We start from the raw sequence: 22,675 nt of genomic DNA on the forward strand, positions 1-22,675 counted from the left end.
GGCGCCGCAGCAGTGGTGTTCTGACGCCATACGCGGCCGCATTCGACGCATTTGTACCGGCGGAGGCGAATGTGAAGCGTGGTGGGCCGGTGGCCGAAGGGTTCGCCGGCGAGGCGGCGGACGACGGTGTCGCGGACGATCCCGTGTCCGCCACACCGTCGGCACCAGTCATCGGCACTGTTGGGCTGGCATTCCAGAATGGCTTTGTGCCCGGTGATGTGCTGGCCAATGCACGTGAGGTCAAGGGAGTCGAGCCGGCAGAACGTCGTGAGGTCAGGAGATGAGAAAGTAAGCTTGGACACGTCGAGGTCTTTCGGATGGACTGTATAAGAACTTCCATCATCGGAAGACCTCGACGTCTATCCGGGCAGCGCCACGCCGTGTCCTGGAAACACTGATCCACACCCTCAATTACGAAGAGCCTCTGAAGGTGCAATCAGCTCTCCACACGAGAAGGAAGCGGGGCGGGCAGCAGTTCATGAACTGCTGCCCGCCCCGCTTCCTTCTCGTGTGGAGAGCTGATTGCACCTTCAGAGGCTCTTCGTAATTGAGGNCGATGACGCCACCATCGATGAAGACGACCCGGTCTGCTGCCTCACGGGCGAAGGAGATCTCGTGCGTCACAACGACCATCGTCAGGCCCGCGTCGGCAAGTGTCCGCATCGTCGACAGGACTTCGCCGACGAGCTCGGGGTCGAGCGCCGAGGTCGGCTCGTCGAAGAGAACCAGTGCCGGATCCATGGCCAGCGCACGGGCGATGGCCACCCGCTGCTGCTGGCCTCCTGAGAGCTGCTCCGGGTAAGCCTTCTCTCGTCCTGCCAGCCCGACGAGCTCGAGGAGCTCGGACGCCCGCTTGGCAGCGTCAGCATGCTTGCGACCGAGCACTCCGACCGGCCCTTCAGTGATGTTTTCCAGGACAGTCATGTGCGAGAACAGATTGAACTGCTGGAACACCATTCCGATGCGCGCCCGCCGTCTGGCCAGCTCTCGCGGCGGCAGCTGATGCAGGCGGCCGCGCTTGACGGTGTAGCCAACATCCTGTCCTTTGACAAGGACCCGGCCGCCATCAGGCTGCTCCAACAAATTGATGCAGCGCAGGAAGGTGGACTTTCCCGAGCCGGAGGGCCCGAGGATCACGACGGATTCCCCTTCTGCGATCTCAAGATCGATGCCTTTCAGCACGGTGGAATCGCCGAAGCTCTTCTGCACTCCGATCGCCTGCAGCACCGGCTCCGCCTGGGAGCGGTCACCCTTGGATTTCGTCTGCTCAGCCACGTTCTGTCGCCTCCTTCTGCTTCGTGAAGACGCGGGCCAGTCGGGTTCGGTAGCTTGTGCTGCCGGCCGGCTGATCGGACTTCCCGTAATGACGTTCGATGAAGTGCTGACCAACGTTGAGAATCGAGGTGACGAGGAGGTACCAGATACAGGCGACAATCAACAGCGGAATCGTCTCGAAGGTCCGATTGTAGATCGCCTGCGCGGAGTAGAGCAGGTCCGCCAGGGCGATAACGCTGACCAAAGCGGTGCTCTTGACCATCGAAATCACCTGATTGCCGGTCGGCGGAATGATGAACCGCATGGCCTGCGGCAGCACGATTCGGCGGAAGGCATGGAACGGCGCCATTCCGATCGCCGCAGCGGCTTCCCGCTGACCCCGCTTGACCGACATGAGTCCGCCGCGGATGATCTCGGCCATGAGGGCGGCCTCATTGAGACCCAGGCAGAGGATGGCAGCGAGGAATCCTGTCACGATCCGGTTCGTCGGAGCTTCTGCAAACGTCGGCCCGCCGAAGGGGACGCCGATAGCCAGCACTGGGAACAGAGCTGAGAGGTTGTAGAAGAAGATGAGCTGGATCAGCGTAGGGGTGCCGCGGAAGAACCAGATGTAGAAGGCCGCCAGCGGTTTGAGGACGGGATTGTCAGACATCCGGCACAGCGCGAGGATGACACCGAGGATGATGCCGATCATCATCGCGATGACTGTCAGCAGCAGCGTCATTCCCAGTCCGCGCATGATCGACTTCTCGAACAGATACGTCGCCACCACGTTCCAGCCGAAATTCGGCGTAGTGAAGAGAAGGTAGACGACCTGCCCGGCAAGAATCAGCGCGACCACAGCTCCGACGATCTGCCATGGGTGCTTCTTCTTATAGGCGTTGCTGATGTCCAGCTGCTGTGAGGTGTCTGTCATCATCACTCAGCCAGGTTGATGCCGGGAGTGTCGAGCTTGTTCGCATCGAGATCCCACTTGTCCATGATGGCGTCGTAAGTGCCGTTGGCATGGAGCTCTTCGAGACAGGCGAGGATCACTTCGCTCATTTCAGAGTCCTTCGGAACCATGATGCCTTGGTAGAGGTCACCGAAACCGTTCTTGTCCTCGGTGCCAACGAGCTCAAGCTGGCCGTCGGAATCGTTGACGAAGTATGTCAGCGGTGCCCGCGAAGAGAAGAAGGCATCGGCACGGCCGGACTGCACCGAGAGGATGGCACTGGGCTGATCCTTGTAGGACTGAACTTCGATCGCTTCCTCGCCGCCGTCCTCACAGGTGGTCGACTGCTCCTTGATAACAGCTTCAGCAGATCCACCCGCCTGAACCGCGATCTTCTTACCGCAGGTGGTGTCAAGACCGTCGATCTCTTGCGGATTGCCCGCCTGTACGGCGAAGACGACGTATTCCTGCACCCAGTCAATGAAGGTGGCCTGTTCCTGTCGCTCCGAAAAATCGCCGGTCGGTCCGATGCTGAGGTCGTAGCGGCCAGCTTCCATGCCGGTGAGCACGCTGGCCAGGCCATCGATGGTCTGGTGTTCAATGTCGACGCCGAGCATCTGGCCCATTGCTTCGGCGAGATCGGCACTGGCACCGGTCACGTTGTTCTCTCCATCGACGATCGTGTACGGAGGGAAGGACCCAGTGTTCACCGAGGTGATGGTTCCGGCGTCCTTGATCTCGTCAGGAAGCTGATCATGCAGCTCCTCGTTGAGCTCCTGCTCCTCGATCTCAGCGGCGTCTGCGCCTTTGGATTCGTCGCCCGAGGACTCGTCGACGGTGCAGCCAGCCAGCATGGCGAGGACGGCTCCCATGGCCGCAGCAGCCCAGATCGGCTTTGATGTGATCACAGATTTCATGGCGTTTGGTTGTCCTTACTCTTCGCTATCGTCGTCTCTGACAGGGGGCGGTGGTCAGCTATGTGGTTGTTCGGGATTGAAGGTCAGCGCGTACCGTCGATGGCCGAGGACCGGCAGCTTGTTCCGGCTGTCCTCCAACTGGCTTCGACTCAGCACAGCGGTTGCGAGATCGGTTTCCTGCGTGCACATCGCCATGGGCATGCCCAGCGGATCGACGATCCGAGAGCCGCCGATGCAGGCTGATCCTGATTCGCCCGAGGCGGCCACGAAAACCGTTGCGTCGAGGGCTCGTGCCGAGACCAATGTCGCCCACTGGAACTCCTTCGTGCGTCCTGCGGCCCAGGCCGCTGGCAGCGCAATGAGCTCAGCTCCGCGGTCAGCCAAGTCCCGTGCCTGCTCGGGGAAGCGGACGTCGTAGCACGTCATCACTCCGACGCTGAAGCCGCAGACATCAATGATCGGCGGCTGCTCCCATCCGGCGCGCACGTGCTCTGATTCGACGGCCGCGAAGGCGTCGTAGAGGTGCAGCTTCCGATAGATTCCGCGCACCTCACCACCGCGTATCGCCACCAGGGTGTTGAATGGCCGGGGCTCGTCGGATGTCTCATGCATGCCGAAGACCACCGTCACGTGCAGACCCTGGGTGAGTTCGAGCATCGCAGTCATGAAAGGGCCGTCAAGAGACTGGGCGGCTTCCCGAATCAGCTCCTTTCGATCGATGAACCGTGTCATGATCCCTTCGGGAAGCACGAGTAGGTCCATTCCCTGCTCCTCTGCCCTGCTGATCAGTGATTCTGCGGCACTGACATTGGCCTGCCAGTCCTCGACGACGGCGAACTGTCCGACGGCTGTTCGCAGTTCTGTGCGCGGCGCTTGGCTCATCGCATCTCTCCTTCCCCGCTCAGGTCCAGCGGAAACAGTTCATTCAGCGCTGGTTCATCAGAGATGAGACCCTGCAGCCTCATATGGCCTATGAAGTCGTGGAGCATCGTGCGGTTGGCATCGATGCCGATTCGATTCGGGTCTTGACAGCCGGTCGCGTCAAGAGCCTCGAATGCGGTGCTCAGCCATGGCGTCACATCGAGCAGCTTGCGATGACGAGCAGCAGCAATCTGCTCCGACTGCCGGAACATGCAGCCCAGCTCAGCGGGCAGCGTCGGTTCTGCAGTGAGCGCTTCTGCCCGGACTGCCAGCACGTGGATTCCGGGAACATAGCCGTGCTGACGCAGAAACGCCTGTTCTTCGCGCGTGACGTTGTCAAACAACAGCCGCATGCCGCTGTCCGGACGCTGGAAACCCGGGGGAAGGAAGGGCGTGAAAACGGCGTCGAGGCGCCCGCTGGTGAGCAGATCAACCATCGGCACATCGTTGGTCGTCACTGTCAGGTCGCTGCGCGGAACCACCCCGTCGAAGCGGTCGGTGATGGGATGCTCAGCTGTCAGCCTTCCGACTGTCCATTCGACGCTGGCCAGATCGACGCCGGCCTCGGTCAGCAGTGCCCGAGTCCAGGTGTTCCCGGAATCCGGCCAGCCCGTGACTCCGATCCTGGCACCGGCGAGATCGGTCGGTGACGCCGCAGCTGAAGACTGCGCAACGATGATGCAGCGATGCCGGAAGCCCCGCATGAGGAAGACAGGCAGCGCGATGACGGAGTCATCCCCGGCTGCCCGGCGGCGAACATAGCGGCTGAGCGAGGTCTCGCCGGCTGCGAAATCCGCGCTCGCCCACAGGTCCGGGGTGTGATCGAGCCGTGTAAGACTCACATTCCTGCCCGAGGGCGCGCTGACATCTCCCATCGCGATGGGGAAGACATGGTCCCACTGACGGGTACCGACCTTGAGTGGCTCTGACAACTGCTGACCTTTCGACGTGACGTGTCGTTAACAGTAAGTTCAGATCCACTCGGAAACAATAGATAATATTGTTTCTGAACTAATGAAAGGATCGGCTATGCCGCCCGACTCGACGGCGCTCAGTGCCGAGATGATCGCTTCGCGCACTCAGGAAGCCTCCGCCGCCGGCATCGCGGCAGCCGTAGCTCAGCTCATCCGCAGCGGGGAAGCGCCCACAGGCACTCAGCTGCCGAAAGTGCGCGACCTTGCGCAGATCCTGCATGTCAGCAGCGCAACGGTCTCCGCAGCCTGGAAAACCCTCCGGTCCCGCGGGTATGTCGAAGGCGTTGGCCGCCAGGGAGCCTGGATCTCATCAGCGGCGCCGATCGTCGGTCCGCGGCGCTTCGACCACATCTCCAGCTACTGGCCGGAAGGCACCGCCGACCTGACGTATGCGACACCCGACCAGACGCTACTGCCGGCTCTGCCGCGCGCTCTCGAGTTTGCAGTTGCTGAGGATCCTGCTCTGCACAGCTACTCCCGCCAGGCGATCACACCGGCGCTTGAGCGTGCCGCGGAGTCTGTTTGGCCGTTTCCCGCGCGTCACTGGCTGGCCGTCAGCGGTGGTTACGACGGCCTGCTCCTGCTCCTTCAGGGTCTGACCTCTCCGGGGGTGCGCGTCGCTGTCGCCGATCCCGCTTCACCGCGCACCCTCGACATTCTCGACCGGTGTGGCGTCCGTCCAGTGCCGGTGGCGACCGACGCAAACGGGCCGTTGCCGGACTCTGCTGACGAGGTGCTCTCTGCAGGAGCTCACATCTTTATCTACGAGCCGCGGTGCAGCTCGCTTCTAGGCGCGTCGATGACACATACCCGGCGCCAGGAGCTCGCCGAGATACTCAGCCGTCACGACACAACCATCATTGAAGACGACGGCTCCGGGGACATCTCGCAGCAGAAGCTGCTGAGTCTGGGAGAGCTGCTTCCCGACAAGACGGTCCTGATTCGCAGTTTCTCCAAATCGCATGGTCCCGACCTGCGCATCGGAATCATCGGAAGCTGCATCCCTCGGCCTGTCGAACTGGCCCGCGACACTCTCCATTACGGGGCCGGCTGGGTGAGCCGGATCCTGCAGGACACTCTTGCCTTCCTCCTCAGTGACGACGAGTCCATCGGCATGGTGGCGAAGGCTCGCGCTGAGTACGCGAGCAGGAGGTCCGCGCTGGCCGCTGCACTGGCGGGGCTCGACGTGACTCCACTGTCGCACGACGGTCTGGTGATGGCGGTTCCGGTCCGCGATGACGCAGGCGCCCAACTCGTGCTGGCCGCACATAGGTACGCAGTAGCCTCCTCAGAGCTGACGCGCATCAAAAGGCAGCAGCCATTCATCCGCATCACCGTCGGAAAGCTGCGCGGAGATCGGGTTGAGAACGCAGCCAAAGCTCTCGCCGTCGCCTCTCAGGCACCGAACCCACACATGCCCTAGGTGGAGTTCCCCGGTCGGTTGAGAACACGGCTTGAGGTCAAAGCAGACCCCTATCCGAGGTGCTTCGACTGATTGCCATCATCGACGATGGCGCGCACTTCAGCGCATGCGGACGCCGCCCTGCCACACCGCGCTGGTGTGCTGACGGATCCGCTCGGCCCCGCCCTCGCGCAGATCGGTGTCGAAGAGCACGAGGTCGGCCTTCTTGCCGGCGGCAAGCCGGCCGATCGCATCGTCTTCGAGCAGGCGGGCGGCGACCGAGGTGGCGGCGGCCAGCGCATCGGCTGCGCTCATGCCGTTGGCGATCATCAGCTCGATCTCCTCGAGGTTCTCCCCATGCGCGCCCACACCGGCGTCGGTGCCCATCGCGATCTGCACACCGGCCTCATACGCGGCCGCGATCGAGGCGGCGTGGGTTTCGGCCACCCGACGGGCCTTCTCGACGACTGCCGGCGGCATCGGCGCACCCGCCTCGGCGCGGGCGATGACCGAGATCGGCGCCTGCAGGGTCGGGACGAGGAAGGCGCCGGCCTCCAGCATCATGTCGATCGCCTCATCATCGAGGTAGATGCCGTGCTCGATCGAGCGCACACCGGCGCGCAGCGCGTTCTTGATGCCCTCGGTGCCCTGCGCATGCGCCATGACATAGGTGCCCTGGGCGCGGGCCTCGGCGACGATGACGGCGATCTCCTCTTCCGTGAACTGGGAATGCCGCGGGTCGTCCATCGGTGAGAGCACCCCGCCGGTCGAGCAGATCTTGATCTGATCGGCGCCCGCCCGCAGAATCTCACGCACCTTCTTGCGCACCGCCTCGGGCCCGTCGGCCACACCATTGGGCCGGCCGGGATGCTCGACATGCATCGGCGTCGAGCAGCCCGAGAGCATCCGGCCGTCACCGTGGCCGCCGGTCTGGGACATGATCGAGATCGCCAGACGCAGGTCAGGGCCGTTGATGAGGCCGGCGTCGAGCGCATGCCGGGTGCCGGCATCGGCGCCGCCTGCATCGCGGGCCGTGGTGACACCGGCGCGGAGGGTGCGCTGGAGGTGGTCGACGGACTTGTAGAACTGCAGCGAGAACGGTTCGGTGAACGAGGCGAGCGAGCCGGCCTCGGAGAAGCAGACGTGGACGTGGCAGTCGATGATGCCCGGGGTCAGCGTGTGCCCGGTCCCATCGATCACCTCGGTATCGGAAGGGACCTTCGCGCCCGAGGTGTCGGTGGCGGTGAGCGACTCGATGGCGCCATCGGCGATGAGCACGTCCTGCAGCTGCGGGAGGAAGGTCTCCCCGTCGAACACCCGCACCCCGCGCAGCAGCGTCTTCGCCTTCTCGGCCATGCCGAACCTCTCCTATCACCAGACGTCTATGTCATTGATGCTGTCACGGTATCGGCTGGGACAGACGGCGGCAATCTGGTTTCTCACCTGGTCGGAGAGGGTGCGGGCGGGAGCCCATGAATCAACTGGCACCCAATCTCAATCGGGCTCTAAATGTCATGACTTTTATTCTATTGACATTACTTCTTGCTGTGATTATGGTCACAGCATGGTGAGACCGAAACACCTAGAGATTCGCGACTGGATCGAATCCCGCATCAGCGACGGCACGTTTAGCGAGGGCGACCGACTGCCGACTGAGAAACAACTGATGGAGCAGTTCTCCGTCAGCAGAAACCCTGTGCAGCGTGCCATGGAGGGCATGGTGGAAGCTGGCCTCGTCATCCGCCAACGTGGACGCGGCACCACCGTCGCGTCGACTGGCTTACGGGCTAATCTCCTGCGCCACGTCGACACGACACTGCGGAGTGCACCTGTTGACACGGGAACACACGAAGTCGTCGATGTCGCAGTTGCAAGCAGCGAGTCATTCCCTTTGTCACGACGCGTTATGGAGCCCCAGACTCCAGCGGTGGAGCTGACCCGAATCAAGCGCTCCGGCACTGGGGAGGCGCTGGCTCTCGAACGCGCCGTGATCTCTCTGTCCTACGCGCCAGACGTCGTCGAGACCGATCTCGACGCCCTGGCCACCACTGCCTACTACAACGACCGTGGCCTACCGATTCACAAGATCGATTCCGAATTCCATGCCGTCCATCTCAACCGAGAGGATTCGGCCGCCATCGGCCTGACGGAAACGACCCCGGTCATCAAACAAGTCCGCCGTGTCTACTCGACACCCACTACGTGTATTGAAGCGGCGGAGTTCTTCTACCACCCACACAAACTGACTTTGGAGGTGTCTCAGATTGATTCACGCTGAGACGACACAGAATAGCCGTCGCGTCGCCGTCATCGGAGCCGGCGTCATCGGCACGATGACTGCCTGGCAACTGGCCAAACGCGGCCACCAAGTGACCGTTTTCGACCAGTTCAACACTCCCAATGACCGCGGCGCTTCAGCCGGCGAATCCCGGATCTTCCGGACACTCTACAAAGAGGGAACTGACTACCTGCCGATCCTTGCCTCTGTCCGGGAGTTCTGGGAGGAACTGCAGCACGAACAGCGGCCATTCCTCGAGATGTGCGGTGGTCTGACAATCGGCCACCCGGAACAACCCGACGTCGCACGCGTCATCGAATGCGGGGAAGTCGGCGGCCTTGACTTCGAGGTCATTGACGCTGCCGACATGGCACGCCGCTACCCCCAATACCGACTCGACGATGACGAGGTTGGGGTCTTTGACCCTGCTTCAGGCATCTTCCGACCCGAGTTGGCAGTCCTATCCGCACGCGACGAGAGCATCAAGTACGGCGCTCGTTATCGTCCTTACTCGCGCGTTCTCGGCATTAGGCCGCTGTCCAATGCGGTAGTGCTCGATAGTGCAGACGGTGCCGCAGAATTCGACAATGTCGTACTGGCCACGGGCCCCTGGTGCAATGAGCTCAGCGGACTCCCCCACTCGACCGTCGTTCCCCGACGCCTCGTTGCGCTCTGGTTTGCGGCCGCTGATGTCCCGTTGCACACGCCAACCAACATGCCGATCTCGATCCGGCGACATGCCGCGGGTGGCTTCTCGTGTTTCCCGGTCGTCGATGGTGTCGGGGTTAAGATCCTGCCCCACCATCTGCCGTGGGTGGACCTGGATACCGTTGATGAGCTGCCACGGTTCATTGAAACGGAGTTTGTGCGCTCTGCAGAATCTGCGGTTGCACGTCTTATGCCTGGACTCGAACCGACAGCGTTCCGCGTTTCGACATGGGCCGAGGGTTTCGCTGCTGATGACGCCCCCATCATCGGCACGAGTCCAGAAGACGGCCGTATCGTCTATGCCTTCGGTATGTCCGGCCAGGGATTCAAGTTCTCACCGATGGTCGGTTCGATCGCGGCAGACCTCGTCAGCGAGGGCCGCTCGCCCGACATGATCGACATTTTCGACGCCGCCCGCCTCGTGAACGACAGCGCACCGTCGAATGCTGCACACGCCGTTGGGAGCGCACCATGAACATCAGCACCATGATCATCATCGCCGTTTCGTCGCTGGTCGTCATCGGTATCGGCGCCTTCATCTCGTTTGCCGTGGGACGACGCCACCATTCGAATGACGACTGGATCGTCGGAGGCCGAAGCCTCCCCATCTATGTGGTCGCGTTTACCCAATATGCGACGGCTGTCGGTGGCGGCGTTCTCGTTGCCCATGTCGGCATTGCCTACGCATGGGGTTTCTCGATCTTCTGGTACGAAATCTTCGTCATCATCGGACTCCTTCTTGTCGCTCTCACTGCTGGCTGGCTGCGGCGCCGCAAGTTTGCAACCCTTCCTGAGGTGTTCGCCCGGTTGTACGGTGAGCACCGGCTCATGCTGACTGTGGTAGCTATTGCGGTGATCGTTGTCCCATTCGGTTGGCTAGCAACGCAGTTCGTATCGTTCGCCAATCTTTTCAATGCTGTCACTGGCGTAAATACAACGACACTTGTCATCGCGATGGCGATCATCAGCATGATCTTCGTGCTTCCAGGCGGATTGACGTCCGTAGCATGGTCTGACTTCTTCTTCGGCGTGTTCATGATCGGCGGTTCTCTAGTCGTCGCTGTCTATGCGGTCATAGCCGCCGGCGGTTGGGGAACGATCATGTCGACTATCCCCAGCGAGCTTTCTGAGTTCCCGGCAGCTATCACCGCTGCAGGCCCAGAAACGATCCTGCTGTGGTTCTTCGCAATCCTGCCTGGAACACTCACAAACCAGCTGTACTACCAGCGCATCTTCGCGGCCAGAAGCGTCAAAGAAGCCCGCACCGGCATCTATCTCAGCTGCGTCATGATCATCATCGCCGGAACTTATGCCCTCATTATGGGATTGGCGATCCTGAGCATGAATCCCAGCTTCGGCGTCGACGGACGCGAACAGGCAGCCGGGTGGTTCCTCACCGAGATTCCTGTGTGGCTGCTCGCCCTCTATGGAGCGTTCCTTATGGCAACGATCGTGTCGACAACTGGGTCGGCTCTGCAGTCCGTTGTCGTCAATCTCGTCTCCGATCTGCGTCGCACGTACGTAACACGCAAAGACACGGAAGCTGACCTCGTGAAGATCTCGCGGTGGACGACTGTCGCTGTGACGGTCGTGGCTGCCGGACTCACGATCGTCTATCCTCAAGCGCTCGGTTGGCTCATTCTCACCTACGCCTACTCAGCCTCGATTCTTGCCGTTCCGCTCCTGGTCGGTATGATGCTGGCATCACGGTGGCGGATTCAGCCAGTCGTCGCCTACGCGGCGATGATCATAGGCCTTATCACGTGTGCAACCGCTCACGCCATGGGTACGACCGTTCCCTACGCGGTCTTCGGGATCGTCGGCAGTTTGGTCGCGTATCTCATTGCTCTCGCCATCTGGCGACCGACTCAGATCGCCCCTGGAGCAGCCGATCCGACGCTGCTCCAGTCACGAGGGAAGGAGTAGACCAGATGCGGATCGCTGTTATCGGCGCAGGCGTCCTCGGTTTGTGCGCCGCATATCAACTCATGAAACACGGTGACGAAGTCGTGCTCATTGAGCGAGAGCGTCCCTGTGCCGGTGCCAGCGGCCGATCATTTGCGTGGATCAACGCAAATCACAAACAGCCGGAGCCCTACCACTGGCTCAACCGAGCGGGGATCGCGGAGCACGAGAGCCTGCAAGCTGCTCACCCAGAGTCGGAGCAGTGGTTTCACCAGACGGGATGTCTGCTCATTGACTACACCCACGCGGCACCGGAAACGTATGCCGGTCGGCTCAAAGAGGCCGAAGAGCTGAGTTATCCCGTCCGAAACGTCGCTGCTCAGGAGATCCGAGATCTAGAGCCGGGCATCAGTGGCGACTCGATTCCACAGAAGGCGCTGTTCTTCCCATCGGAGGGGCACCTCGACATTGAAACGCTGGCGAGCTTCCTACTCAGCGAGCTTGCTCGCCACGGCACACCAATCATTTCCGAGCACGTCGAGAGCTTGGAACTTTCGAACAATCGAGTCCGAGTCCACATGGCAGACTCCGTCCTTGAGACCGACAGAGTCATCATCGCAGCAGGCGAACAGTCGAGTCGTCTTGCAGCAACAGTAGGTGCGCGAATCGACATGGCAGACACTCGTCTGCCCTGCGAACGGACTCACAGCTTCCTTGGGATTACGGAGCCTGGAGTAGGCGGAGTTGAACGGGTCATTGTCTCCGACCGGATCAACGTGCGACCGCGTCATGACGGCTCCCTATTCGTGCAGATCCCGCGATCAGAGCACCGCACCGCAGAATACCCCTCATCGAGTCTCCTGAATGAAGTCGCCAGTGCGATGGAACAGGAACTCGAGATTCTAACCGGCAGGAGGATTCGCATCCATGACGTGGTCCTCAGCGCGCGCAGTCTGCCTGACGACGGCTTGACCGTGGCGGGGCCACTCGACCGAGAGAACCGAATATTCGCTCTTGTCACCCACAGCGGCATGACGCTCGGGCCGTTGCTCGGACGACTTGCAGCCGAGGAGATTCACGGAATCTCTCAGTCGATGCTCTCACCATTTCGTCCTGATCGCTTCGCTGGCTCAATGAAGCGCGTGGCGTCCGACGACTTCATCGGACGGCAGTGAGGCAAGCTTGTCTCAGAAGCACAGCAAAACAGCCCCTCACCGGCATCATGCCTGGTGAGGGGCTGTTTTCACAACGTGCGCGAGGGGGGATTTGAACCCCCACGATCTTGCGATCACTGGCACCTGAAGCCAGCGCGTCTACCAATTCCGCCACTCGCGCGAGCAACACCAGGAGACTCTAACACCACAGACGCGACAGTTCCAATCCGGCGACGTGCGTCACACCGGCCGGTCCCGCAGGACCGCACCCCGGCACCGCTCACCCCACAATGCGATCGACAAAATCCCAGGTCAGGCACTCAGGCGCGGGGCTCTGACGCCTTTCTGGGCAGATATACAGAGCCGACGGCATGTGATTGACAAGCGATCGCGTTAGCATGGAGTGTTGACAGCTCGCACGCTGAGCCCCTCAGCGTGCGCGCACGACCACAGACTGCACCACCAGCCGAGATGTCTCGGCAGCGCACCAGGAAGGAGGCACCGGATGGGCGTGCTCGACCGCTTCGAAAGACGCATCGAACGCGTCGTCAACGGCGCCTTCGCCAAGGCCTTCCGCTCGCAGGTCGAGCCCGTCGAACTCGCCGGCGCGCTGCGCAATGAATCCGACAACCGCGCCGCCGTCGTCTCCCGCGGCCGCACCCTGACGGCCAACAGCTACACGATCGAGCTCTCCACCTCCGACTACGAGCGGCTCGAGCCCATCCAGGCGGAGCTGCGCCGCGATCTGCGCCAGGTCGTCGGCGATCATGCCGTCGAGCAGGGCTACAGCTTCGTCGGCCCCATCAACGTCAGCTTCGAAAGCGCCGAAGACCTCGACACCGGCATCTACCGGGTGCGCTCGAACACCCTGCGCCCAGACGGCTCACCGGCCGCGCAGCCGCCCAACCGCGGCGGCTACGACCCCGAGAGCCGCGCCAATCCGATCGTCGCCGAGGAGTGGGAACAGCGCTCCGGCCACACCTCCTCGCGCCCCAATCCACAGGTGGCCCCCGCCGCCGGCTACTCTCCTGCTCCCGGCTATGGTGCCGCCCCGGCCCATTCCGGAGCTCCGGCCACCATGGGCCGCCCTCGAGGCGCCGCCCACCCCGGCGCGTCCGTCCAGTGCTACGCCGAGGTCGCCGGCCGCCGCTACCGGCTGGGTGAGGGCACGACCGTCTTCGGCCGCTCCTCCAACAGCGCCGACATCGTCCTCGACGACTCCGGCGTCTCCCGCCGCCACTTCGAGATCACTGTGCACGGCGGTCACGCCACTGCCACCGACCTCGGCTCGACCAACGGCACGCTGCTCGACGGCCGCCGCATCACCTCGGTTACGCTGACCGATGGAGCCCGGCTCACCGCCGGCGACACCGAGGTGCTCTTCCAGCACCGGGAAATGGGAGGCTGATGAGCGAGTTCACCGTTCTGGTGCTGCGGTTGGCATTCTTCGTACTGCTGTGGCTCTTCGTCTTCCTCATCGCCGGTGTCCTGCGCCAAGACCTCTTCGGTCCGCGCCGCAGCCGCAACCGCGCCGCCAAGCGCGGTCGCCGCGGCGGCTCCGCCCCCGCTCCTGCGCCGAGCCCGGCCCCGCAGCCGGCGGCCGCCAGCCACCCGCCGGCGGCCAGCCCGCCGCACTCACTCATCGTCACCTCCGGAGCCCTGCAGGGCATGGTCATCGCGCTCGGCACCGCGCCGATCACCATCGGCCGCTCCAGTGACAACACAGTCGTCCTCGAAGACGACTTCGCCTCAGGCCATCACGCCCGCTTCGTCTCCTCCGGCGGCCGCTGGTACATCGAGGACCTCGGATCCACCAACGGCACGTTCATCGGCGAACAGCGGCTCACGCGCCCTGTCGCCGTCTCACCGGGCACTCCGGTCACCGTCGGCCACACCACGATGGAGCTACGTTCGTGAGCAGTTCCCGTCCCATCATGCTGCGCTCGGCAGCCCGCTCCCACGTCGGCGCCGTGCGCAGGAACAACCAGGATTCCGGCTATGCCGGTCCGAACTTCCTGCTCATCGCCGACGGCATGGGCGGTCACGCCGGCGGCGACGTCGCCTCCGCGATCACCGTCGCCCGGCTGGCCGATCTCGACGCTGACGACCACGACCACGACGCCTCGGAAGCCCTGCGCACCGCGATCCTCGACGCCAATGAGCGCATCACCAACTCTGTAGCCGAGAAGCCGGAGCTGGCGGGCATGGGCACCACGGTCACTGCGGTGCTGTGCGCCGGCTCGAAGCTCGCGCTGGCCCACATCGGCGACTCGCGCGGCTATCTGCTGCGCGACGGCGAGCTCGACATCGCCACCCACGACCACACCTTCGTGCAGATGCTCGTCGACGAAGGCCGCATCACCGCCGAAGAGGCCGAACAACATCCGCAGCGCTCGGTCGTCATGCGGGTGCTCGGCGATGTCGGCGCGGCCCCGGAGCTCGATATGTCGATCCGCGAAGCCCGCATCGGCGACCGCTGGATGCTGTGCTCCGACGGGCTCACCGGCTTCGCCGACATCGACGAGATCAAGCACGCCCTGGCGACCATCGACGATCCCGGCGCCTGCTGTGAGCGGCTCATCGACATGGCCCTCGACGGCGGAGGAGCCGACAACATCACCGTCGTCATCGGCGATGTCGTCGAAGCCGACGACGAGGGGCTGAGCCGCGGCGGCGAGTCCGTCGGCTCGGTGCGCGACAATCCGCAGTTCGCCCTCCTCGGGCAGAAGGACACCCCTACCGAGCTCATCGACACCGGCCAGTTCGACACCATCGCCGTCGAAGACACCGACACCCACCCCCTCGACATCGTCGACCGGCCTGATGCCGGCGATCCCGCCGGGCCCGAGGCGGCGGGCGCCGCTACAGGTACCGGTGCCGCTGCTGCCGGCGCGGGTGCCGCAGCCGGAGCCGGCGCGGCGACCGCCTCGGGAGCGGGCGAGGGCACCCAGGCCGGGGCCGCCCGCGATGGCGCGACCCGGGAGATCGCCGCCGGCCAGGACTGGGGCGAGGAGGATGAGCATCCGCGCCGCCGGCCGGTGCTCGGCATCGTCATCACGATCGCGGTCCTCGGTGCGCTCGTGCTCGCGAGCATCGTCGGCTACTCCTTCATCCGCAGCCAGTACTACGTCGCCGCGGAGACCGGCAAGGTCGCCGTCTACCGCGGCATCGCCCAGAAGCTCGGGCCGCTCGAGCTCTCCGAACTCGATGAGACCACCGATGTGGCCGTCGACGACCTGTCGCCCTATTCGCAGCGGCGGATCGAGCAGACGATCCCGGCGAGCTCGCGCGCCGATGCCGACAAGCTCGTCGAGAACCTGCGCGAGGAAGCCGCGCAGAACAACGCTAAGCGCATCGCCGCCGAAGCCAGCGACAACTCCTCGGATCCGGCACCGCCGCCGGAGAGCGCCGCACCGGCCGGTGACGCGCCTGAGGACGGTGCGCCTGAGGACAGTCCAGCTGCGGACACAGGCGGGTGACGATGGCGTACGCACCTGATGCTCCCGCACCCTTTCCGGCAGGGATGACGTCCCAGCGGCACCGGAGCGCGCAGGCGCTGCGGATTTCGGAGCTGCTGCTCACCCTGCTGGCGATCGTCATCTCCGCCGGCGCCTATGCGCTCGTCGGGCTCGGCGCAGAGGACACCGTGCCGGCCAATGTCTACAAGTACGCCGGCTGGCTCGCCGGCCTCGCCCTCGTGCTGCACATCATCGTGTGGTGGCGGGCCCGCTACGCCGACCCGGTGCTCGTGCCGCTGGCGGTGCTGCTCAACGGCCTCGGCCTCGCCATGATCTACCGGATCGACGTCGCCAAAACCGCCGCGGGACGTGAGAGCAGCGCCGCGGTCTCACAGCTGATGTGGATGACCCTGGGTATCATCCTGTGCGCTGTCGTCGTCATCCTGCTGCGCGATCACCGGATGCTGCGCCGCTACACCTATCTCAGCGGCTTAGCCGCCATCGTGCTGCTCATGATGCCGCTGGTGCCCGGCCTCGGCAAGACGATCAACGGCGCCCGCATCTGGATCGGGGTCGGCGGCATGTCGTTCCAGCCCGGTGAGATCGCCAAGATCTGCCTGGCGGTCTTCTTCGCCGGCTACCTCGTGAGCTTCCGCGATCAGCTCGTGCTCGCCGGACCCAAGATCCTCGGCATGCAGTTCCCGCGGCCGCGCGATCTGGGCCCGATCATCATCGCCTGGATCGCCAGCGTCGGCATCCTCGTGCTGCAGCGCGACCTCGGCACCTCGCTGCTGTTCTTCGGACTGTTCGTCGCGGTGCTCTATGTGGGCACCGGCAAGAAGGCCTGGATCTTCCTGGGCCTGGGCATGTTCACCGCCGGGGCCTTCGTCGCCTCCCGGATCTTCAGCCACGTCCAGCAACGCCTCGACGGCTGGCTCGATGCGCTCAACCCGGACATGTACAACCGCAAGTTCGGCGGCTCCTACCAGCTGGTGCAGGGGCTGTTCGGCATGGCCAAGGGCGGACTCGGCGGCGCCGGGCTGGGCAACGGCCGCCCGCACATCGTCCCCTATGCCGAATCCGACTTCATCTACGCCTCCCTGGGCGAGGAGCTCGGACTGGTGGGCATGTTCGCGATCCTGCTGCTCTATGTGGTGCTGTTCGAACGCGGCATGAAGATCGCCCAGCAGCTGCGCGACGGCTTCGGCACCCTGCTGGCCGCCGGCCTGTCCTTCACCATCGCCCTGCAGTGCTTCATCGTCATCGGCGGTGTCACCCGCCTCATCCCGCTCACCGGCCTCACCACCCCGTTCCTCGCCTACGGCGGCTCCTCGCTCATCGCCAACTGGATCATCATCGGCCTCATGCTGCGGATGAGCGACAACTCCCGCCGCCCGGCCGAGGAGTTCCAGACCGGTGTGCTCACCATCCAGAAGCCCGCCGATGAGGACGAAGCCCACGAATCCGCTCTCGCCTCCACGCTCGGGCGGCTGCGCTCCAAGCGCCGCGTCCACCGACCCGACAGCGGACCGGCGACCCCGGAGAGCGGCTACGAGGTGTACGAGACCGGCGAGCGCATCGCCACCCCCGCCTCGGGCCCGGCCCCCGGCGCCCACACCTCGGGCCCGGCAGCCGACGACGCACCGACGACCAATCTGCAGCGCGGAGGTGACTGGCAGTGAAGAATCCGCTCAAGCACCTGGCAGTCGTCGGATTCGTGATGTTCGCGCTGCTGTTCGGTTCGACGAGCTATGTGCAGTACTTCGCTGCGCAGTCGCTCAACGACAATCCGCTCAACAACCGCACCCTGCTCGACGAACTCTCCCGCGACCGCGGCCCGATCCTCGTCGACGGCACCCCGATCGCCTACTCCGAGCCCGTCGACGACCCGTACAAGTTCCAGCGCAGATACGGTGCCGAGGGAATGCCGGCGGAGATGTACGCCAGCCTCACCGGCTACTTCTCCATCACCTCCGGCACCTCGGGCCTGGAGCGCAGCGAGAACGGCCTGCTCTCCGGCACCGACGACGCGCTGTTCTACGACAAGGTCTCCAATCTGCTCACCGGCCAGCAGCCGACCGGCGCCGCCGTCGAGCTCACCATCAACCCGAAGGCGCAGAAGGCCGCCTGGGACGGCCTGTCCGGGCAGCGCGGCGCGGCCGTGGCGCTCGATCCGAAGACCGGCAAGGTCCTCGCGATGGTCTCGACGCCGGGCTGGGACCCGAACTCGCTGGCCACCCACAACCGCGATGCCGCCCTCGATGCGTACAACTCACTCATCGACAACGACGCCAACCCGGCCTACAACCGGGCGATCGGCGGCAACCTCTACCCGCCGGGCTCGACGTTCAAGCTCGTGACGGCGGCCGCGGCACTCGAATCCGGTGAGTACACGAAGGACTCCAAGCTGCCGTCGCCGACCGTGCTCGACCTGCCGCAGACCTCGGCGACGATCCGCAACGCCGGCGGCGCATCCTGCGGCAACGGCAGCACCGCCAGCCTCGACCATGCGCTGACGAAATCGTGCAACACGACGTTCGCGCAGCTGGGCATGGACCTAGGTGCTGATGCGATGAACGAGCAGGCGAAGAAGTTCGGCTTCGGAGAGTCCTTCGACATGCCGCTGGGCGTCACCGCCTCGTCGTTCCCCTCCGACATCAACGAACCGCAGCTCGCTCAGTCGTCGCTCGGCCAGTACGAGGTGCGCTCGACGCCCATCCAGATGGCGATGGTCGCTTCGGCGATCGCCAACGGCGGCGAGCTCATGCAGCCCCAGCTCATCGCCCAGGTCCGCAATGCCCGCACCCTCGACCTCATCGAGCAGTCCCGGCCGCGAACCTTCTCCAAGCCGATCAGCAGCGACACCGCCGGTCAGCTCACCGACATGATGGTCCATGTCGTCGAAAGCGGCACCGGTACCGCGGCGCAGATCCCGGGTGTCGATGTCGCTGCCAAGACCGGCACGGCGCAGCACGCAAAGGGCAAGGCCCCGCATGCGTGGTTCGCCTCCTTCGCCCCCGCCGACGATCCCCAGGTCGCCGTCGCCGTCGTCGTCGAAAGCGGCGGCAATGCCGGCAACGAGGCCTCGGGCGGACGTGTGGCGGGCCCGATCGCAAAATCAGTCATGGAAGCGGTGATGGATTCATGAGGCCAGAACCAGGCACGCTGCTCGGCGGCCGGTACGAGCTCACCAGCCGGATCGCGGTCGGCGGCATGGGCGAGGTGTGGCGCGGCCGCGACACAGTGCTCGACCGTGAGGTCGCAGCGAAGATCATGAAGGACGAGTACCTCTCCGACCAGGGGTTCCTCGCCCGCTTCCGCGCTGAGGCGCGCTCGATGGGCGCCGTCTCCGATCCCGGCATCGCCGGCGTCTACGACTACGGTGAGGAGAACGGCTCGCCGTACCTCGTCATGGAGTTCGTGCCCGGTGAGTCGCTGGCGGCAGTGCTCGACCGCGGCCCGCTGAGCGAAGCCGATACGTTCTCGATCATCGCCCAGGCCGCGCAGGGCCTGCATGCCGCGCACATGTCCGGGGTCGTCCACCGCGACGTCAAGCCCGGCAATCTGCTCATCACCCCGGACTCGCGGGTCAAGATCACCGACTTCGGCATCGCCCGGGTCGCCGATCAGGCGCCGCTGACGAAGACCGGCCAGGTCATGGGCACCGCCCAGTACCTCGCGCCCGAACAGGCCACCGGCAAGGGCTCGACGCCCAAGTCCGATCTGTACTCGCTCGGCATCATCGCCTATGAGGCACTCGCCGGCACCCGCCCGTTCACCGGCGACTCGCAGGTCGAGATCGCGATCGCGCAGGTCAACCGCCAGCATCCGCCGCTGCCGGACACGGTCTCCGAACCGGTCCGCCGGCTCGTCGACTCGCTGCTGTCGAAGCAGCCGGAGAAGCGCCCGGCCTCCGGCGCCGCCCTCGCGACCGCGGCGCGGGCGCTCATGAACGGCGATGTGGCCGCAGCCGAGGCGGCGGTCCCGCAGATGCTGGCCGCTGGCGCTGCCGGTTCGGCCGCCTCCGAGGCGGTCACCCGGGTGTTCAACCAGCCCGCCGACACCGGCACCCGCGTGCTGCCAGCGACCGCCCAGACGCGTGCCTACCAGCCGGGCAATGACCCGAGCGCGAATGCGGTCGCTCCCTATGACCAGCAGCCCGGCCAGCTCGACCCGGAGCAGGATCCGGAGGAGGAGAAGAAATCGAAGGCCCCTGCGGTCGTCATCACGATCCTCGTGATCCTGCTGCTCGCCGGCCTCGGCTGGATCGCCTGGCTGTTCTTCGGCCCACAGGGCGAACAGCCCGACCCCACCCCGACCGCCACCGCGACGGAGACGGAGGAGGAAGAGGAGATCACCATCTCCCCCGATGACTACATCGGGCTGTCGGAGGACTCAGCGAAGGCGAACCTGGAGAAGCTGGGCCTCAAGGTCAAGTCCGCCAAGGTCGAAGCCGATGCGGCCGCCGGTACAGTGGTCGATGTCCGCGAGGGCAACAACGGCTACACTTTTGCCCCTGGTGACACTGTCACGATCGAGGTGTCGGAAGGACCGCAGCGCCAGGAGCCGACCCGCGCCCCGAAGCCGACGCAGGAACGTAAGCCGACCCGCGCCCCGGAGCCGACGCAGGAACCCGAACCTGAGCCCACCCAGCCGCCCGACGACGGCGGCGATGATGGCGGCGACGGCGGCGGTGACGGCGGCGGTGACGGGGGCGGAAACGGCAACGGCGGTGGCAACAACGGCGGTGGCAACAACGGCAGCGGACCGGGACAGAACTCCGGCCGCGGCGGAAACTGACAGACGAGAAGGAACAGCATGAGCGAACCGCGGATACTCTCCGGCCGATACGAAGTGCATCGGCTGCTGGGACGTGGCGGCATGGCCGAGGTCCATGAGGGCCTCGACACCCGCCTCGGCCGTCGTGTTGCCATCAAGCTGCTGCGCTCCGACCTCGCCCGCGACCCGTCGTTCCACGCCCGCCTCAAGCGCGAAGCGCAGGCGGCCGCCGGGCTCAACCACCCCGGCATCGTCGCCGTCTACGACTCCGGTGAGGAGGTCTTCTCCGAATCCGGCGGCTCGACCGTGCAGGTGCCCTTCATCGTCATGGAGTACGTCGAGGGCCAGACTCTGCGCGAGGTGATCTCCACGCACGGCAGCCTCACGATCCGCGAAGCCCTCGATGTCACCGCCGGCGTGCTCGGCCCGCTCGAGTACAGCCACCGCAACGGCATCGTCCACCGCGACATCAAGCCCGCCAACGTCATGCTCACCCCCGAGGGCGACATCAAGGTGATGGACTTCGGCATCGCCCGCGCCCTGGAGGACACCGGCAGCCTGACCCAGACCCAGTCGGTCGTCGGCACCGCCCAGTACCTCTCACCCGAGCAGGCGCGCGGCGAGATCGTCGACGCCCGCTCCGACCTGTACTCCACCGCCTGCCTGCTGTACGAACTCGTCGCCGGCCGGCCCCCGTTCCAGGGCGATTCGCAGCTCGCGGTCGCCTACCAGCACGTCGGCGAACGGCCGAAGGCTCCCTCGGAGTTCAACCCCGAGGTGCCGCCTGCTCTCGACCGGCTGCTCATGCACGCCCTGGAGAAGGACCGCGACATCCGCTACCAGGATGCCTTCACCTTCCGCGAGGACGTGCTCGCGGTGCGCGACGGCCGTCCCACCTCGCTGGATGCCGGTGATGAGGACGCCACCCAGGTGTTCAGCCCGCCGGCGGCGATTGCGGCCGGTCACGGCACCCCGCAACCGGCCTATGCCACCGAGCTGCCGACGCAGGCGATGCACACCGCGCCGTCGACGAACGCCGTCGCCACGGTTCCCGACAGCGACGACGATGCTGATGAGGAGCGCGACCGCAAGCGCAAGGCCTGGCTGTGGGTCGGGGCTGCGCTCGTCGCCGTCGTGCTCACCGGGCTCGGCCTGTGGCTGTACAACGCCACGAAGGAGAAGGAGCCGGTGACCTTCGCGCTCGCCGACCTGCGCGACCGCAGCGCCGACGACGCCGAAAGCTACCTCATCAGCCAGAACCTCGTCCCCGACCGCGAGTCCATCGCCGATGACGAGGTCAAGGAGGGCAATGTCGTCAAGACCGATCCCCCGGCCGGCTCGCAGGTGGCCCACGGCGACACCATCACCATCTACGTCTCCACCGGCCCGGATGTCGTCACCGTGCCCGATGTGGCCGGCGAGACTGAGTCGCTGGCCCGCCAGCGCATCAACGATGCCGACCTCAAGGCCGGTAACAACATCGACGAGAACTCCCCGGACGTCGAGGCCGGCACGGTCATCGAGACGCGCCCGAAGGCCGGCACCGAGGTCGACAAGGACTCCAACGTCGACCTGGTGCTCTCGACCGGACGGATCGATGTGCCCGATGTGCTCGGCAAGACCGAGCAGGAGGCCTGCGACGCGCTCAAGGGCGACGACTACCAGCTGGAGTGCGACGTCAAGGAAGAGGAGACCGCCGACCACGAAGAGGGCAAGGTCTTCAAGCAGAGCGCCGATGCCGGTGAGGAGGTCGAACAGCACGCCACCATCACCATCACGATCGCCAAGGCCCCGCCGGAGCCGACCCAGACCCCGACCCCGTCACCGCCACCGACCGACGACGATGACGATGGCGGCGGCCTCGAATGGCCGTGGCCGGACACCGATCTGCCTGACGGCTACGACCTCGGCGGCCTGGTCGACAAGGCCCAGCGGACCGTCCGCGAGCGCTTCGGCATCTGAGGCTGCTG

The 22,675-nt window shown here is 64.9% G+C and carries 18 protein-coding genes, 1 tRNA gene and 1 pseudogene; 12 read left to right on the forward strand and 8 right to left on the reverse strand.

Annotation, left to right across the window (positions count from 1 at the left end; translation table 11 throughout):
• The 6 genes and pseudogenes from ACFFN1_RS09095 to ACFFN1_RS09120 form a co-directional block, all read right to left on the reverse strand.
• Positions 1 to 302 (reverse strand): annotated as a pseudogene (locus ACFFN1_RS09095) (ISL3 family transposase); the annotation flags it as partial.
• A gap of 109 nt (positions 303 to 411) precedes the next feature.
• Positions 412 to 1,275, reverse strand: a complete 864-nt coding sequence (locus ACFFN1_RS09100; RefSeq protein ID WP_446680473.1) for an amino acid ABC transporter ATP-binding protein — start codon at positions 1,273 to 1,275, stop codon at positions 412 to 414.
• Positions 1,268 to 2,191 carry an amino acid ABC transporter permease gene (locus tag ACFFN1_RS09105; RefSeq protein ID WP_376840388.1) on the reverse strand — a complete coding sequence of 308 codons (924 nt, stop codon included), beginning with the start codon at positions 2,189 to 2,191 and terminating at the stop codon, positions 1,268 to 1,270. The genes ACFFN1_RS09100 and ACFFN1_RS09105 overlap by 8 nt, the downstream gene beginning before the upstream one ends.
• Positions 2,192 to 2,193: 2 nt before the next feature.
• Positions 2,194 to 3,126: an ABC transporter substrate-binding protein gene (locus tag ACFFN1_RS09110; protein WP_376840390.1), complete on the reverse strand. Its 933-nt coding sequence runs from the start codon at positions 3,124 to 3,126 to the stop codon at positions 2,194 to 2,196.
• A 54-nt stretch (positions 3,127 to 3,180) separates the two neighbouring features.
• Positions 3,181 to 4,008 (reverse strand): nitrilase-related carbon-nitrogen hydrolase, encoded by an 828-nt coding sequence (locus tag ACFFN1_RS09115; RefSeq protein WP_376840391.1) that lies wholly within the window; start codon positions 4,006 to 4,008, stop codon positions 3,181 to 3,183.
• Positions 4,005 to 4,751, reverse strand: a complete 747-nt coding sequence (locus tag ACFFN1_RS09120; protein WP_376840392.1) for an ABC transporter substrate-binding protein — start codon at positions 4,749 to 4,751, stop codon at positions 4,005 to 4,007. Before ACFFN1_RS09120 ends, ACFFN1_RS09115 begins: the two co-directional genes overlap by 4 nt.
• Positions 4,752 to 5,076: 325 nt before the next feature.
• Between ACFFN1_RS09120 and ACFFN1_RS09125 the strand changes: the two genes are divergently transcribed.
• Positions 5,077 to 6,444: a GntR family transcriptional regulator gene (locus tag ACFFN1_RS09125; RefSeq protein ID WP_376840393.1), complete on the forward strand. Its 1,368-nt coding sequence runs from the start codon at positions 5,077 to 5,079 to the stop codon at positions 6,442 to 6,444.
• A 99-nt stretch (positions 6,445 to 6,543) separates the two neighbouring features.
• Here the strand turns inward: ACFFN1_RS09125 and ACFFN1_RS09130 are convergent, their stop codons facing one another.
• A complete protein-coding gene (locus ACFFN1_RS09130; protein ID WP_376840394.1) occupies positions 6,544 to 7,779 on the reverse strand; it encodes a metal-dependent hydrolase family protein in 1,236 nt (411 codons plus the stop codon).
• Positions 7,780 to 7,987: 208 nt separating this feature from the next.
• Between ACFFN1_RS09130 and ACFFN1_RS09135 the strand changes: the two genes are divergently transcribed.
• Genes ACFFN1_RS09135 through ACFFN1_RS09150 form a run of 4 tightly spaced genes read left to right on the forward strand, consistent with a single transcriptional unit; the run spans position 7,988 to position 12,489 of the window.
• Positions 7,988 to 8,701, forward strand: a complete 714-nt coding sequence (locus ACFFN1_RS09135; RefSeq protein WP_376840395.1) for a GntR family transcriptional regulator — start codon at positions 7,988 to 7,990, stop codon at positions 8,699 to 8,701.
• Positions 8,688 to 9,884 carry an FAD-dependent oxidoreductase gene (locus tag ACFFN1_RS09140; protein WP_376840396.1) on the forward strand — a complete coding sequence of 399 codons (1,197 nt, stop codon included), beginning with the start codon at positions 8,688 to 8,690 and terminating at the stop codon, positions 9,882 to 9,884. Before ACFFN1_RS09135 ends, ACFFN1_RS09140 begins: the two co-directional genes overlap by 14 nt.
• Positions 9,881 to 11,335, forward strand: coding sequence for a sodium:solute symporter family protein (locus ACFFN1_RS09145; RefSeq protein ID WP_376840398.1), 1,455 nt, complete (start codon positions 9,881 to 9,883; stop codon positions 11,333 to 11,335). Before ACFFN1_RS09140 ends, ACFFN1_RS09145 begins: the two co-directional genes overlap by 4 nt.
• A 5-nt stretch (positions 11,336 to 11,340) precedes the next feature.
• The gene (locus tag ACFFN1_RS09150) at positions 11,341 to 12,489 is read left to right on the forward strand and encodes an NAD(P)/FAD-dependent oxidoreductase (RefSeq protein ID WP_376840399.1); all 1,149 of its coding nucleotides are present in this window, start codon (positions 11,341 to 11,343) and stop codon (positions 12,487 to 12,489) included.
• 76 nt (positions 12,490 to 12,565) lie between these two features.
• On the opposite strand, the gene ACFFN1_RS09155 is transcribed toward ACFFN1_RS09150, so the two are convergent.
• Positions 12,566 to 12,649: transfer RNA gene (locus ACFFN1_RS09155), tRNA-Leu, on the reverse strand.
• 324 nt (positions 12,650 to 12,973) lie between these two features.
• On the opposite strand from ACFFN1_RS09155, the gene ACFFN1_RS09160 reads away from it, so the two are divergent.
• Genes ACFFN1_RS09160 through pknB form a run of 7 tightly spaced genes read left to right on the forward strand, consistent with a single transcriptional unit; the run spans position 12,974 to position 22,667 of the window.
• Positions 12,974 to 13,876: an FHA domain-containing protein gene (locus ACFFN1_RS09160; protein ID WP_376840400.1), complete on the forward strand. Its 903-nt coding sequence runs from the start codon at positions 12,974 to 12,976 to the stop codon at positions 13,874 to 13,876.
• Complete coding sequence (locus tag ACFFN1_RS09165; protein WP_376840401.1) at positions 13,876 to 14,385, forward strand: FHA domain-containing protein FhaB/FipA; 510 nt, start codon at positions 13,876 to 13,878, stop codon at positions 14,383 to 14,385. The genes ACFFN1_RS09160 and ACFFN1_RS09165 overlap by 1 nt, the downstream gene beginning before the upstream one ends.
• Entirely contained in the window at positions 14,382 to 15,947 is a 1,566-nt protein-coding gene (locus tag ACFFN1_RS09170) for a PP2C family protein-serine/threonine phosphatase (protein WP_376840402.1), read from the forward strand. Before ACFFN1_RS09165 ends, ACFFN1_RS09170 begins: the two co-directional genes overlap by 4 nt.
• A 44-nt stretch (positions 15,948 to 15,991) precedes the next feature.
• A complete protein-coding gene (locus ACFFN1_RS09175; RefSeq protein WP_376840439.1) occupies positions 15,992 to 17,608 on the forward strand; it encodes an FtsW/RodA/SpoVE family cell cycle protein in 1,617 nt (538 codons plus the stop codon).
• Positions 17,605 to 19,074, forward strand: coding sequence for a peptidoglycan D,D-transpeptidase FtsI family protein (locus ACFFN1_RS09180; RefSeq protein ID WP_376840403.1), 1,470 nt, complete (start codon positions 17,605 to 17,607; stop codon positions 19,072 to 19,074). The genes ACFFN1_RS09175 and ACFFN1_RS09180 overlap by 4 nt, the downstream gene beginning before the upstream one ends.
• Positions 19,071 to 20,726, forward strand: coding sequence for a protein kinase domain-containing protein (locus tag ACFFN1_RS09185; RefSeq protein WP_376840404.1), 1,656 nt, complete (start codon positions 19,071 to 19,073; stop codon positions 20,724 to 20,726). The genes ACFFN1_RS09180 and ACFFN1_RS09185 overlap by 4 nt, the downstream gene beginning before the upstream one ends.
• A gap of 18 nt (positions 20,727 to 20,744) precedes the next feature.
• On the forward strand, positions 20,745 to 22,667 hold the full coding sequence (gene pknB, locus ACFFN1_RS09190) for a Stk1 family PASTA domain-containing Ser/Thr kinase (protein ID WP_376840405.1): 1,923 nt from the start codon (positions 20,745 to 20,747) through the stop codon (positions 22,665 to 22,667).
• Positions 22,668 to 22,675 lie beyond the last annotated feature (8 nt).

The organism is Brevibacterium otitidis (assembly GCF_042429315.1).
GTDB lineage: Bacteria > Actinomycetota > Actinomycetes > Actinomycetales > Brevibacteriaceae > Brevibacterium > Brevibacterium otitidis.